Genomic DNA, 14,300 nt, shown 5'->3' on the forward strand with positions numbered 1-14,300 from the left:
AAACGGCAGCTATTGCCGGTATGACTTAAATTCGCATGATCCAGTCGGAATTTTCATGTTTGCATGGCGGCGTGTTCAGGCCGTCTTGCCGCCGGCAAACAGTTCTTCGCTCAGCGCCAGCCAGGCGCGCGCGGCATGCGACAGATAGCCGCCGCGGGTGACATAGGCAACTTGCCATTGCACCTCGGGCTCGGTCAGCCGCACCGATTGCAACTGATCGGTGGCGATGCGGTGTACGAAGGGTTCCGGCAACAGCGCCACGCCCATGCCGGCCAGCGCCATGCCGACCAGCCAGTCCCACTGGCCGCTCTGGGCGGCGATGCCGGGTTCGATGCCGGTGTCGCGGAACATGCTGCGCAAGGTGCGGGTGAGGCCGAACTCGTTGTTCAGCAGCAGCAGGGGCATGTCCCTGAGCGATTTGCAGGTCAGCGTGCTGCGCTGTTTCTGGAAACGCCCGGCTTGCGCCACCGCCCAGATCGGGTAGCGTGCGACCGGCGTGAGACTCAGTTCCAGTTCGGGGTCGATGGGCAGCACGGTCATGCCGATTTCCAGCGTGCCGGCGGCGACGCGCTGTTCAATGCGCGGACCGGTGTCTTCCACCAAGGTGATGGCGATGTCCGGATGGCGATCGCGAAACGCCTTGAGCACCGGCGTGCACAGGATATTGACCATCGGCGGGATGCCGATTTCCAGATGTCCCTGGCGCAGGTTGCGGGTGTTGTGGACTTCCGTATGGAGGCGCTGCACGTTGGCGAGGATCTGCTGCGCCTGTTCATAGACGATGCGGCCGGTATCGGTGAGTTGCAGGCTGCGCCCCGAGCGGATCAGCAGCGGGGCATCCATTTCATCTTCCAGCTGGCGCACCATCTTGCTGACGGTCGACTGCGTCACATGCAGCGCATCGGCGGCGCGGCTGAAACTGTTGAGCCTGACGGTTTCCGAAAAGTAACGCAGTGCGCGAATGTCCATGACGTTGGAAAAATAAAGTATTCAAAAAACGACTGAATGCGCGGAATTTAAATCATGCCGTGCATGTATTCCCGATTCTATACTCGTTTGAAAGGATGGCGGAGAACCATCTTTATCCTGTCTAAATCGAGTTGGAGAACCACATGCATTGCGAGCGTATTCCGCCATCGCTGGTCGACAAAGTCATGTCCGCCGCCGAGGCAGCCAGCCTGTTCCACACCGGCATGACCATCGGCATGAGCGGCTTCACCCGAGCCGGCGACGCCAAGGCCATTCCACGCGCCCTGGCCGCGCGCGCCGAAACCGAAGAGCTGCGCTTTACCGTGGTCACCGGCGCTTCGCTGGGCAACGACAGCGATGGCCTGATGGCGCAAGCGGGGCTGCTGGCGCGCCGACTGCCGTTCCAGGTCGATACAGTCTTGCGCAAGAAAATCAACGCCGGCGAGGTGATGTTCATCGACCAGCATCTGTCCGAAACCGTCGAGCAGTTGCGCGCCGGCATGCCGGGCAAGATTGACATCGCCGTCATCGAAGCCGTCGCCATCACGGCCGAGGGCATCGTCCCGACCATGTCGGTCGGCAACTCGGCCAGCTTCGTCGAGCAGGCGCCCCTGGTCATCATCGAACTCAACAAAAGCGTGCCGCTGGCGCTGGCAGGCTTGCACGATATCTATCTGCCGGCCGCGCGTCCGTCGCGCCAGCCGATTCCGCTGACTGATCCGGCGCAGCGCATCGGCACGCGCGCCATTCCGGTCGACCCCTCGCGCATCGCCGCCATCGTCATCACCGAGACGCCCGACAGTCCGTCCAGCGTGTTGCCGCCCGACGCCGAAACCAACGCCATCGCGCGCCACGTCATCAGCTTCCTCGAAGGCGAAGTGGCCGCCGGTCGCATGGGCCCCGAGCTGGCGCCGTTGCAGGCCGGTATCGGCACCATCGCCAATGCCGTGCTGCATGGGCTGACGCAATCGTCGTTCCGCAACCTGACCATGTTTTCGGAAGTGCTGCAAGACAGCGCGATTGAATTGCTCGATTCCGGCCAGCTGGCGTTCGCATCGGCGTCGTCGATCACCTTGTCGTCGGCGATGAATGCCAAATTCATGCGCGAGCTGGATCGCTATCGCTCGCGCATCGTGCTGCGTCCGCAAGAGATCAGCAATCATCCGGAGCTGGTGCGCCGCCTCGGTCTCATCGCGCTCAATACGGCGCTGGAGTTCGACATTTACGGTAACGTCAATTCGACCCATGTCGGCGGCACCCACATGATGAACGGCATCGGCGGTTCGGGCGATTTCGCGCGCAATGCGCAGGTGTCGATCTTCGTCACCAAATCGATTGCCCGCGGCGGCGACATTTCCAGCGTGGTGCCGATGGTGTCGCATGTCGATCACACCGAACACGATGTCGACGTGCTGGTCACCGAATACGGTCTGGCCGATCTGCGCGGGCTGGCGCCGCGCGAACGCGCACCGCTGATCATCGAGCATTGCGTGCATCCCGACTATCGCCCGGCCTTGCGTGAATATTTTTCACGCGCCTGTGCCGTCGCCGGCGGCCAGACGCCGCATGTGCTGGCGGAGGCCTTGTCCTGGCATGTGAACTACGCCGAACGCAAGACCATGCAGCAGCCATGAAACAGGCTGACGCCATCTCTCTTTCCTGTGTATTCATACGACGGAGAAGGTGGCCGCGCGGAGGTGCCGATCGCCATCCATTCATTGTTAAATCAATAATTATTGTCGTTCGTGCAAGTCGTTTGCAGCGGCGTCGCGCATTGTCTTTTTGTCTCCTCTCCGACACAAAAATCAATAGCGGTTTGAAATCGTTTGTGAGACGATGCCATTAAATAACTTTGTTGGCATCAGCGTAACTTTCAGTAACGTAAATGCAAGACGTAGGGATTAATTCGAACGAATCCGGATGTCTCCTTAAAATAATAAATTACAAATTGTCCGGGACAGCAGGTGTGCACCGGGGGATGCTCCGATTCATTTATTGACGTGTTTTTCCGAAGAGAGAAGCCGTTTATGAAACTGTTCAAAAAAGGTCTGTTGCTCGTCGCAATTCCTGGCCTGTTTGAATTGGGTTTGCTGGGGGTGTTGTACAAGAGCCAGGAGAACGCCACGCAAGCCGAGGTGTGGGCCTTGCATACCAAGGACGTCATCATCCAGGCGGCGGAGGTGCGCGAGCCGGTGCTGCTGCAGTCGGCGCGTTTGCGTGCGGCCATCATTCTCAATGACCCCAGCGGTCTCGAAAAAAACGATCTGTGGGAAAGTATCGACAGAGAAGTCAATGAGTTGCGCGATTTTGTCGTTGACAATCCCTCGCAGTTGCGCGCAACCGAGCAGATCCGGGAATCGATCAGGGAATATCACGCCTGGACCGACCTGCAAACCGAGCTGCTCAAGAGCGGCCGTCGCGACGAACTGGTGGCGGCTCTGCGCGATCCCAATGCCTTGCGCCTGATACAGGTCATCCAGCGTCAGCTGGTGGAGTTCATCAAGGTAGAAGAAGCGCTCGACGATGTCCGTCAACAGCGCGTCATCGAAGCGCGGAAATTACAAAATATTGCGTTGTGGATTGCCTTGATCGGTTCCGTTCTGGCGGCGGCGGTTGCCGCGAAAGTCTTCAGCAAGGACGTCGGCGGCCGGCTTGAGGTACTGACCGGCAACGCCAGGCAGCTTAGCGAAGGCGGCGCGCTGGCGACGGCAGTGGGCGGCAACGACGAGATCACGGAGCTGGACAAGGTTTTGCATGAAACCCATGGACGGCTCAAACAGGCGGAAGAGGACGCCCGCGCGTATCGGGAACAGCTGGAGCGCCACGCGCGCGAACTGGCGCTGGTCAACGACGACCTGCAACGGCAGACGCAGGACAACGAAATGTTCATCTACAGCGTGTCGCATGACTTGCGTTCGCCGCTGGTGAACCTGCAGGGTTTCAGCAAGGAACTGCATCACTCCATCAAGGAAATGCACGACACCATTTCCGGCAGCAACCTCAACGACAAGGACAAGCAGCACATCCATGATCTGATTGAAGACGACGTGGAAGTGTCGCTCAAGTTCATCCGCACGGCGGTGTCGCGCTCGGCATCGATCATCGATTCCATGCTGCGCCTGTCGCGCGTGGGGCGGGTCGAATATCAGTCGCAACTGACCGACGTCAACGAAGTGGTCGGCCGGGTGATCGACGCCATGAGCTCTACCATCCGCCAGCGCGAGGCGGTGGTGCTGTCGCAGCCGCTGCCGCCGTGTTACGGCGACCCGACTGCAGTGGAACAGATCTTCGGCAATCTTATCGGCAACGCCGTCAATTATCTCGATCCCGCGCGACCGGGTACGGTAGAGATCGGCGTGCTGCCTTCGGATCCAGGTCAGCCGGATTTCCGCACCTATTACGTCAAGGACAACGGCCTCGGCATTCCGGCCGATTATCTCGGCAAAATGTTTTCCGCTTTTAACCGCCTGCATGCAGACGTGGCTCAAGGGGAGGGCGTCGGTCTGGCGCTGATCAAGCGTATCGTGATGCGTCACGGCGGCAAGATCTGGGTCGAATCCACCGAAGGCGTCGGCACCACCTTTTATACCTCGCTGCCGGTTTCGCCGGCAGACAATCCTGCAAGCCAACTTGCTCAAGGAGAACAGACTCATGGCTGATAGCGAAGAAGTAGGCATCCTGCTGGTCGAAGACGACGACGGCCATGCCTTGCTGGTGGAAAAAAACCTGCGCCGCGCCGGCTTGTCCAACGGCTTTCTGCGCTTGAAGGACGGGCAGGAAGCGCTCGATTATTTCTTCAACAGCGACGGTGCGCCCAACAAACCTGGCTTTGATTCCATCGTGGTGCTGCTGGACGTCAACATGCCGCGCGTGAGCGGCGTCGACGTGCTCAAGCGCCTGAAGGAAAACGAAACCACCGCGACGATTCCCATCATCATGCTGACCACCACCGACGATCCGCGCGAGATCGAGCGTTGCTACGACTACGGCTGCAACCTGTACATCACCAAACCGGTGGAGTACGAGGCCTTCATCGAAGCGGTGCGCCGCCTCGGCTTCTTCCTGCAAATCATCAAGGTGCCGGCGACAGGACGTGGTGGCACATGACTGTATCCGACCCTGCCATTTTGATTATTGAAGATGACGAAGGCCTGCGCATGCTGGCCCGGCGTCGCCTGGAAAAGCGCGGCTATACGGTCGGCAGCGCCGGCAGCATCGCGCAGGCGCGCAGTCTGTTGCGCGATGGCGGATTCGATTTGCTGGTGATCGATTACCAGCTTGACGACAACATGAGCGGTCTGGATTTTTACAACGAGTTGCGCGATCAAGGCGTGGATATTCCCGCGGTGATGTGCAGCGGATTTTCCGACGATGCGCATGTCAGCGAAGCGCTGCGCTGCGGCATTGCGCATGTGCTGCCGAAGACGCAGGACTATCTTGATGAACTGGCGGATCTGGTGAAGCAGGTTTTGCAGCAGCAGGCCGGCGCTGCGGACTGAGGCCGTTGCGGGCGCTTAGCCGGCCTGTTCGGCGGTCTTTCTTTTTGCCGCAATCGGAGTGCCGATGCTGGCCAGCCAGCCGTTCCAGAAAGCGTGCGAAGCGTTCTGGAAGCTGCGACCGTATTGCAGCGCTCCCGAACGCAGGCCGGCCAGGCTGACTTCCGCGGTATGGGCGATTTCATGGGCGTGGCCGATCAGCCATTGCTCCACCATGCGCACGTCGAATTCCGGATGGAATTGCAGCGCCAGGCAATTGCGTCCCCACGAGAAGGCCTGGTTGCGATAGCGGTCGGTCGAGGCCAGATGTTTCGCGCCCGCCGGCAGATCGAAGGTGTCGCCGTGCCAGTGCAGCACGTGGGTATCGTTGCCGATCAGTTCTTCCATGCAGGGGATGTCAGCGGCGTGCTCGCCCGCTTGCAATGTGCCCCAGCCGATCTCCTTGCCCGATGTTCCCGGATAGACGCGCGCATGCAGCGCCGCTGCCATCAGCTGAGCGCCGAGGCAGATGCCCAGCGTCGGCAGGTCGTCCAGCAGGCGTGCGCGCAGCCAGGCGATCTCTGCGCGCAGATAAGGATAGGCGTCCATGTCGTAGACCGCAATCGGGCCGCCCAGCACCACCACCAGATCGGCGTCCAGCGGCGAGATGGCGGAGAAGGAATCCACGCCCACTTCGAAATAGCCGACCTCGAAGCCGCGCTTCTTCAGCAGGGGTTCCAGTTGTCCAAGGTTCTCAAACGAGACATGGCGTAGCGCCAGCGCTTTCTTCATATCTTCTTCCTGTTGCAGTGACGATCTTCCGGGCCGCAGCGCGGGGAAATGTTTCGCTATATTTTAACGTATACAACGATGGGTCATGGCAAGCAAGCAGGTAGGCCGGCAATAAAAAAGCCAGGCGCAGGCCTGGCTGAAATGCGGAGCGTGCTGCAACCGTTCGGTTGCGGCCCTGCTCGCGCAGTGAGATTGTCAGTTTGCTATCGGAATCAGGCCTTCACGCCGACGATCACATGCGAAGCCTTGAAGAAGGCGACGACAGGCTTGCCGGTCGCCAGGCCCAGCGACTCGGCGCTTTCCTGGGTGATGATCGCCGCTAGCGTCTGGCCGCCCTTGAGGCTGACTTCGACTTCGGTGTTGACCGCGCCGGGCTTGACCGACTTGACGGTGCCTTCGAGGCGATTGCGGGTCGACAGTCGGATGCCGTTGTCCGGCACCGACAGGATGATCCATGGCGCCTTGATCAATGCGATGGCGTCGCTGCCGACCTGCAGGCCCAGCGATTTGGTGCTGGTGCGCGTGATGACGGCCACCAGACGGTCGCCGCCGCCGAGGGTGATTTCGATTTCGTCATTCACCGCGCCGTCGTGGATGGCGGTGACTTTTCCGGAGAATTCATTGCGGGCGCTGGTGAGCATGGGATGTCCTTTGTCTTGATGAGGGCGAGAATATATAGCGCAGATTTGGCCGTACAGATCATAACCACATTGCGCCATGGCGGGGTGTTACCGACCGATTACCGGCTATATTTTTGCCGATATGAAAACGCTGAGCGGGTGTTGGCTGGCGGTATATTTTCCTTAGTGCGATCTTGTCGGCGGTATGTTACGATGCGGCCCGTTCATGATTCAGTTGATGCCGTTGCATGTCGAAACAACAGTTTTTGCTTGAAAGCCCCAAGGACACCGGCGACGACCGCGTGACCTTCATCATCCGCAACAACGGCACGGTGCTGCCGGGTTTCGTGGCACGCGCCACGCTGATTTCCATCGGCGGCCTCACCAGCAACAATATCGTTGCGCTGTATACCGAACACCGCGCGCGCATCGCCGACGCAGTCAAGAAGAAGCTGGCCGAACCGGTGCTGCGCCAGTACATTTCTCTCAGCCTGGAAGATCTCCAGTAAGCCGCCTCCGATAGTACGAATAGTGATGCAGGGAAACTCCGCAAGCCCGGCGTAAGCTGGCGCTGGTATTTTGGCGTGGAATCGTGAGACAGGCGCAGCGGGCGTGCTACTCTAGCGCCTGCGCGCAAAATGCACGATAAAGCATGGTGCACGGCAAGCCTTATCATGGCGATACCGTGCAGCGGCGCCGCACCGGCACTGAAGACAGGCCGGCCGTCTTCCAAAACGGAAGACGCATAAAAAAATCATCGGAGACACAGGCGATGGCACGCAACCGGCAACAGGTTCGCGGCCGGGCCTGCTACAGGAAAAAGCTTGAGAGCATTGCAGAGACGATTATCGAATGCGTTCGTCGCCATTCAGGCACGCTACGGCCGTTCGGCGCGCGCCCGCGGCGCGCATGCACGCGCGCACGCCTATGCCTGCCACCTTCATCAGCAGGTGCGTTCGCCGTCGGCCGACCTGGCGCGCAGCTTCCGCTATTTCGCCGATCAGTCGCTGGTGGGCGTGTACATGCTGCGCAGCGACGGCTGCATCCTGCACGCCAACGACAAGATGGCCAATATGCTCGGCTACGAGTGCGCCGTCGATCTGATCGGCCTGCACATCGGCGAGCTGACCGCACCCGAAGATCTCGCCTTGCTGGAAGAAAACCTGCAGGCGCGCCTGAGCGGCGCGGCAGAGCATGTGCGCTATACGCATCGCATCCTCAGCCGCGACGGCACGCACCGCTGGGTCGAGGTGCACGGCAGCGTCTGCCAGTACGAAGGAGGCATCGCACTGGTGGAGATGGCGCTCGACGTCAACCAGAAGGTGCAGTCCGAATGGCAGTCGCGTCTGGCTGACCGCGTGTTCGAATCGACCAGCGAAGGCATCCTGATCACCGACGCCGAGTTTCGCATCCTGGCCGTCAATCCGGCGTTCACGCGCATCACGGGCTATCACCCGGAAGAGGCGATGGACAAGCGCTCGCGCATGATGACCGGTCCCGGCGCGCAGGCTGAAATCAATCGCGGCATGCTGCAGCGCCTAGCTTCCGACGGCCACTGGCAAGGCGAAATGAAAGACCGTCGCAAGGACGGCAGCTGGTATCCGGCTTGGCTGTCGATTTCGGCGATCCGCGACAACCAGGGCGGCATCACCAATTACGTCGGCGTATTCACCGACAACACCATCCGCAAGGAAGCGGAGAACAAGCTGGCCTTCCTCGCCGACCACGACAGCCTGACCGGCCTGCTCAATCGCAACAGCCTGATGCGCATTTTTTCGCAGCAGATCGATGCCGCACAGAGCTCGGGCGAAACGCTGGTGCTGTTCTTCATCGACCTCGACCGCTTCAAGACCGTCAATGACACGCTCGGCCATCACGCCGGCGATCAGTTGCTGGTGGCCGCGGCGGAACGGCTGCGCGAGCAACTGCGCCCGGACGACGTGCTGGCGCGTTTCGGCGGCGACGAATTCGTGGTGATCCTCGGCGGTTCACCGCCGCAGGAGATGATTGCGGCAATTGCGCAGCGCCTGATCAACAGCATCCTGCGGCCGTTCGTGATCAACGGCCACGAGATGTTCATCAGCGCCAGCATCGGCAGCGCCGCCTATCCGGAACACGGCGAAGATGCGATTGCGATTCTGAAGAACGCCGACATCGCCATGTACCACGCCAAGGAACGCGGCAAGAATGCCTTCCAGCTGTTCAACAAGGAAATGAGCAATCATGCGCTGGAGCAGATGCTGCTGGAAAACAGCCTGCGTCACGCGATCGAGCGCAAGGAATTCGAACTCTATTACCAGCCGCAATTCTCGGCGGTCGATGGCGCCATCTGCGGTGCAGAGGCGCTGATCCGCTGGCGTCATCCGACCCGCGGACTGGTGGCGCCGGGCAGCTTCATCACGCTGGCGGAACAGACCGGCCTGATCGTGCCGCTGGGCGCCTGGGTGCTGCGCGAAGCCTGCCGCCAGGGCAAGGCCTGGCTCGATCGCGGCTACCAGTTCGGCCGCATTGCGGTGAACCTGTCGCCGCGCCAGTTTTCGTCCGACGACCTGCTGATGACCATCGACAATGCGCTGGCGCACAGCGGCCTGCCGTCGGCCATGCTGGAGCTGGAAATCACCGAAGGCGCGATCATGCAGAATCCGCAGGAAGCAGTGGTGCTGCTCAAGCGCATGCGTCAGCTGGGCGTGACGATTTCAGTGGACGATTTCGGCACCGGTTATTCGTCGCTGGCCAGTCTCAAGCAATATCCGCTGGACACGCTCAAGATCGACCGCAGTTTCGTCAAGGGCATCCCCGGCGACGCCGACGATGTCGCCATCACCGAAGCGATCATCGCGATTGCCCACAAGCTGCATCTGCAAGTGGTCGCGGAGGGCGTGGAGTCGCAAGAGCAGCACGACTTTTTGCGGGCCGCCGGCTGCGACATCGTGCAAGGTTATCTGCATTCGACACCCTTGTCGGCCGGCGAGATTGAAGCGCGCTGGTATCTGGGCGGTGCGCAAGCCGAGACCTGAGGCCGGGCTTGTGCCTGCATGCGTTTGCATCGGCGCGAAGAACAAATAAAGCGACTAAGCAAATACGTTCTTGTTCGTTGACCATGCTTTTCCCTGCTTACTAAGATGGCGTGTTTTCAACGTCTCGGGGATAGCATGAAGAAGTGGGGAAGAAGAATATTTGCACGCCGCGTGATCGCTGCTGCAGCCGTAGTTACGGCGGGCGCTATGGCGGCGCTGTCGGGACTCGGCCAGCTCGCCAATGCGGCAGAGCCAAAGCCGGGCGGCACGCTGACCTGGATCGTTACGCCGGAACCGTCGTCGATCCTGCCGCTGACGACCACCGCAGGCGGCAATACCGAACTCGGTCCCAAGATCGTCGAGGGTTTGCTGACCTATGATTTCAATCTCAATCCCAAGCCGCTGCTGGCGACGTCATGGAGCATCAGCAAGGATGGCTTGCAATATCGCTTCAACCTGCGGCGCGGCGTCAAATGGCATGACGGCAAAGACTTTACTTCGGCCGACGTGGCCTTTTCCATCCTCACGCTGAAAACGGTGCATCCGCGCGGCCGCGCCACCTTTGCCAATGTAACGGAAGTGCAGACGCCGGATCTGTTTACCGCCATCATCGTGTTGTCGAAACCGTCGCCGACCTTGTTGACTGCGCTGGCAGGCGCAGAGTCGCCCATCGTGCCCAAGCATCTCTACGACAAGACCGACATCCTCAACAGCAAGTACAACAGCGCGCCGGTCGGCACCGGTCCGTTCATCTTCAAGGAATTCGTCAAGGGCAGCCACATCGTGCTCGAGCGCAATCCCAACTACTGGGACAAGCCCAAGCCTTATCTCGACAAGGTGATCGTGCGCTTCATCCCCGATGCGCTGGCGCGTGCTGCAGCGCTGGAGTCGGGCGCTGCCGATCTGGCCGGACAGGCGATCCCGCTGTCGGATGTCGCCCGTTTCAGCAAACTGCCGAAGATCAATGTCGACACCACCAACTGGGCTTACATCGGTTTGCAGCAGCAGTTGTACTTCAATCTCGATACGCCGGTTTTGCAAAAGCTGGAAGTGCGCCGCGCGATTTCGCAGGCGATCGACGTCAATGCGCTGAACAAAGTGGTCTGGTACGGCTACGGCAAGGTCTCGGCCGCCGTGATCGGGACGCTCAACAGCAAGTACCACAATGCGGATATCAGATACTTCCCGTACAACCCGAAAGAGGCGGAAGCTGCATTGGATGCAGCCGGCCTGAAGCGCGGCGCGGACGGCGTACGCTTTCGCCTGCGTCTGCTGTACAACCCGTTCCAGGAACGTCGCGCCGCCGATTTCGTGCGGCAGTCGCTCAGCCGCATCGGCATCGATGCGAATATCGAGAACTATGACTTCGGCACCTATGTCACCAAAGCCTACACGGAGCGCGCCTTCGACCTGACGCTGGAAGCGCTGGCCAATGTCTTCGATCCGACCGTCGGAGTGCAGCGCGTGTTCTGGTCCAAGAACTTCAAGGTCGGTTTGCCATTTTCGAACGCGGCCCACTATGTGAATCCGGAAGCCGATCGCTTGCTGGAAGCCGCCTCGGTGGAGGTGGATGAAAGCAAGCGTCGCCAACTGTTCCTGGATTTCCAGAAGGTCGTGCATGACGATATTCCGTCGATCGAATTCGGCGCCAATCCCAGCATCACGATTGCCGCGAAGAAGGTGAAGAACTACGCGCCGACGGCGGAAGGCCTGCGCGGGAGTTTTGCCGATTTGTACTTCGACTGAATTTGCGGCTTCGATGCAAGGACATAAAAAACCGGCCCCTGGAGGCCGGTTTTTTTTACGCCGAGGAACGCGCAGCTCAATACGGTCGCCCTGATCCTCGCCGCTAATCCGTATTCTGACGCGCGTACTCCTTGCGCTTCATCGCCAGATATTCAGCCTTGTCGACTTCATGCAACTGGCGCGGATAACGCTCGGTGGCGTTGTACCAGGTTTGCAGGCGTTGCTCCAGCTGTTGCGCCGGCGGCGTCGCCAGGCCGCTCAGATAGGCGTCGATGGCAAGGTAGTAGCGCATGGTGTTGCGCTCCACGGTGCCGCGCATGCCGCCGACATAGGCCGGCTTGCCGCCGTCCGATTTCTCCAGTTGTGTGAAGCCGACCTTGCTGCTGCCCGCCGTCGCCAGGTAGGCGCCGATGGCCATGCGGCTGGCGAAGCCGTAGCTGTAGGAGTACGTCAGATGCAGAAAGCTGCGGCCGTCGGCGACCGGGACGGCTTCCAGCTGGATACGATAATCTCGGGTGTCCAGCGGGCCTTTGTCGGCATTGAGACGGATGTCGAAATAGTCGTCGCTGTCGGCATTCACGCGGTAGGCGAAGTCCAGTCGGTAGGCATCATCCAGCGCCTGATCGTACTTCTTGCCGACGCGCATGCTGAGCGTCGCCGGGGCCTTGCCGGCGCTGGCACGGCAATACTTGGTGTTGAGATGCAGGATCAGTACGTCGCACCAGTTGCCGGGTGCGGTCAATGCGCCGTGCACCTGCGCGAACGGATAGTCGACCACCGCGTAGATGTCGCCTTTGATGGCGGACGAACTCTCGGAGGAATTCAGATACACCGGGCGGGCGAACTGATTGTGCGTGAGTTGCGCTTGCAGCGACTGATATTTTTCTTGCAGGGCAGTCGCGCCGGACGGCGTGTCCGCAGCCATTGCGTGTGCGCCGGACAAGGCCAGCCATACTGCAATCAGCGCGGTGAAAATACGTGAGACCAATGTCGGCGATGAGGGGTATTGAGCGTGGTGCATACGAAATCCTTGTTGCATCCGCAGGTGCATGTTCAGGTGCACCTGCGGGTGAGTTACAGCCAGCGCGCCCATAGTCCGGCGCCGAATTCTTTCATGCGGTCGCTGATGGGGCGGTCTTTCCAGGCGTCGAGGGTGATCTCTTTGGAGGCCGCGATGTCGCGGTCGAACATGGCCTGCATCTGTGCGCTGAATTGCGGACCGAGAATGACGGCGTTGATTTCCTGATTGTAGATGAAGCTGCGCCAGTCGAGGTTGGTGGAGCCGATGGTCGACCAGACGCCATCGATCATCGCGGTCTTGGAATGCAGCAGCGCGTCCTGCCGTTCATAGATCTTGATGCCGCCTTCCAGCAGTTCGGTGTAGAACGAGCGCGAGGCATACAGCACCAGCGACGAGTCGCTCTTGCTTGGCAATACGAGACGGACATCGACGCCGCGCTTGACGGCGTCTTTCAGTGCCTCACGCAGTTGCGGATCGGGAATGAAGTAGGCGTTGGTCAGGTAAACCCTGGACTCGGCATGCTGGATGGCCGAGATGAAGGTCGCATAAATCACGCTGTAGGGATCGTCCGGCGAGCTGCCGATGCCGCGCACGATGTCGTTGCCCTGGTTGGCGATCCTGGGGTAATAATTTTTTGCAGCGAGCTGCGGACCGTGCTGTTTTTCCCAGGTGTCGATGAACAGCTTCTGGAATTCGGCAACCACCGGCCCGTCCATGCGTACCTGGGTATCGCGCCACGGTACCTTGCTGGCGTCGTCGTCTTCCTTGGGCTTGCGTTTGCGGAAGGAGCCGCTGGAGTACACGCTGCTGATGTTGATGCCGCCGACGAAGGCGGTCTTGCCGTCGACGATCAGCAGCTTGCGGTGATCGCGCTGATTGACTTCCCAGCCTTTGCGCGCCTGCGCCGGATTGACCGGATTGAACTCCAGCACCTGGATGCCGGCATCGATCAGCGGTTGAAAGAATTCGCGCGGCGTGCTCAGGGTGCCGACGCTGTCATACATCAGATTGACCTGGACGCCATGCTTTTGCCGGTCGATCAACAGGTCGGCGAATTGCTTGCCGGTATCGTCGCTTTCAAAGATGTAGGTTTCCATGTTGATGTGATCGCGCGCCTCGCGGATCGCGGCAAACATGGAGGCATAGGTGGCGGGGCCATCGATCAGCAAAGTCACCTTGTTGCCGGCCACCAGCGGCGAGCCGGTGATGGCTTCTTCGACTGCCAGGTGTTTTTCCAGGATCAGGTTGTCCTGATTGTCTTGCTTGCCGTTCTTGAGTTTGTCGAGCGCGGCCTGGCTTTGCTCCGGCGTGAGGATGCCGCGTCCGCCCTTGATCTGGATCACCTTGGCCGACTGGCTGTCCATGTCGGGCACGATGTGCGGCAGCGAGCCGCAGCCGGCCAGCAGCAGGGGCGCGGCGAACAGCAGCCGGCGCAGGGGGATGGCGCAACGTTCGATGAGGTCTCTGAGGTTTTTTTGTTTCATCTTCACTATCCGGCAGTACATGGTGACCGGCCTGGTCGGGGTGGAAAGCGTGCAGGAAAACAATGACAGGTCGAGTATATGCCCAGTTTTTGCGTGCCTGAGGCCGCCGGACGACGTTACGGCCATGAATCGGCGGAGTCCTACAGCAAAAGGCGGCGAGTGCTGACAAGTCCGGG

The 14,300-nt window shown here is 60.2% G+C and carries 12 protein-coding genes; 7 read left to right on the forward strand and 5 right to left on the reverse strand.

Annotated features, from left to right (window positions below; genetic code table 11):
• Nucleotides 1-75: 75 nt before the first annotated feature.
• On the reverse strand, nt 76-969 hold the full coding sequence (locus AKL25_RS14985; protein ID WP_050478493.1) for a LysR family transcriptional regulator: 894 nt from the start codon (nt 967-969) through the stop codon (nt 76-78).
• A gap of 143 nt (nt 970-1,112) precedes the next feature.
• Between AKL25_RS14985 and AKL25_RS14990 the strand changes: the two genes are divergently transcribed.
• The 4 genes from AKL25_RS14990 to AKL25_RS15005 all read left to right on the forward strand — a co-directional run bounded on the left by AKL25_RS14990 (nt 1,113) and on the right by AKL25_RS15005 (nt 5,468).
• Nucleotides 1,113-2,603: an acetyl-CoA hydrolase/transferase family protein gene (locus AKL25_RS14990; protein ID WP_050478494.1), complete on the forward strand. Its 1,491-nt coding sequence runs from the start codon at nt 1,113-1,115 to the stop codon at nt 2,601-2,603.
• Nucleotides 2,604-2,996: 393 nt separating this feature from the next.
• On the forward strand, nt 2,997-4,628 hold the full coding sequence (locus tag AKL25_RS14995) for a sensor histidine kinase (RefSeq protein ID WP_050478495.1): 1,632 nt from the start codon (nt 2,997-2,999) through the stop codon (nt 4,626-4,628).
• Nucleotides 4,621-5,076, forward strand: a complete 456-nt coding sequence (locus tag AKL25_RS15000; RefSeq protein WP_050478496.1) for a response regulator — start codon at nt 4,621-4,623, stop codon at nt 5,074-5,076. Before AKL25_RS14995 ends, AKL25_RS15000 begins: the two co-directional genes overlap by 8 nt.
• Nucleotides 5,073-5,468, forward strand: a complete 396-nt coding sequence (locus AKL25_RS15005) for a response regulator (protein ID WP_050478497.1) — start codon at nt 5,073-5,075, stop codon at nt 5,466-5,468. Before AKL25_RS15000 ends, AKL25_RS15005 begins: the two co-directional genes overlap by 4 nt.
• Before the next feature lie 15 nt (nt 5,469-5,483).
• Here the strand turns inward: AKL25_RS15005 and AKL25_RS15010 are convergent, their stop codons facing one another.
• The gene (locus AKL25_RS15010) at nt 5,484-6,236 is read right to left on the reverse strand and encodes a glutamine amidotransferase (RefSeq protein ID WP_050478498.1); all 753 of its coding nucleotides are present in this window, start codon (nt 6,234-6,236) and stop codon (nt 5,484-5,486) included.
• Between the two features lie 212 nt (nt 6,237-6,448).
• Nucleotides 6,449-6,877 carry a TOBE domain-containing protein gene (locus AKL25_RS15015; protein ID WP_050478499.1) on the reverse strand — a complete coding sequence of 143 codons (429 nt, stop codon included), beginning with the start codon at nt 6,875-6,877 and terminating at the stop codon, nt 6,449-6,451.
• A 227-nt stretch (nt 6,878-7,104) separates the two neighbouring features.
• Between AKL25_RS15015 and AKL25_RS15020 the strand changes: the two genes are divergently transcribed.
• From AKL25_RS15020 to AKL25_RS15030, 3 genes are all read left to right on the forward strand, one after another.
• Nucleotides 7,105-7,365, forward strand: a complete 261-nt coding sequence (locus AKL25_RS15020) for a hypothetical protein (protein WP_050478500.1) — start codon at nt 7,105-7,107, stop codon at nt 7,363-7,365.
• A gap of 315 nt (nt 7,366-7,680) precedes the next feature.
• Nucleotides 7,681-9,873: a putative bifunctional diguanylate cyclase/phosphodiesterase gene (locus AKL25_RS15025; RefSeq protein ID WP_240475757.1), complete on the forward strand. Its 2,193-nt coding sequence runs from the start codon at nt 7,681-7,683 to the stop codon at nt 9,871-9,873.
• 207 nt (nt 9,874-10,080) lie between these two features.
• Complete coding sequence (locus tag AKL25_RS15030) at nt 10,081-11,619, forward strand: ABC transporter substrate-binding protein (protein ID WP_050478501.1); 1,539 nt, start codon at nt 10,081-10,083, stop codon at nt 11,617-11,619.
• Nucleotides 11,620-11,722: 103 nt separating this feature from the next.
• Here the strand turns inward: AKL25_RS15030 and AKL25_RS15035 are convergent, their stop codons facing one another.
• Both AKL25_RS15035 and cls read right to left on the reverse strand, forming a co-directional pair.
• The gene (locus tag AKL25_RS15035; RefSeq protein ID WP_157050656.1) at nt 11,723-12,640 is read right to left on the reverse strand and encodes a hypothetical protein; all 918 of its coding nucleotides are present in this window, start codon (nt 12,638-12,640) and stop codon (nt 11,723-11,725) included.
• Between the two features lie 53 nt (nt 12,641-12,693).
• The gene (gene cls, locus AKL25_RS15040; protein WP_205627259.1) at nt 12,694-14,124 is read right to left on the reverse strand and encodes a cardiolipin synthase; all 1,431 of its coding nucleotides are present in this window, start codon (nt 14,122-14,124) and stop codon (nt 12,694-12,696) included.
• Between the last annotated feature and the right edge of the window lie 176 nt (nt 14,125-14,300).

It is taken from the genome of Herbaspirillum rhizosphaerae, from assembly GCF_001189965.1.
Classification (GTDB): domain Bacteria; phylum Pseudomonadota; class Gammaproteobacteria; order Burkholderiales; family Burkholderiaceae_D; genus Herbaspirillum; species Herbaspirillum rhizosphaerae.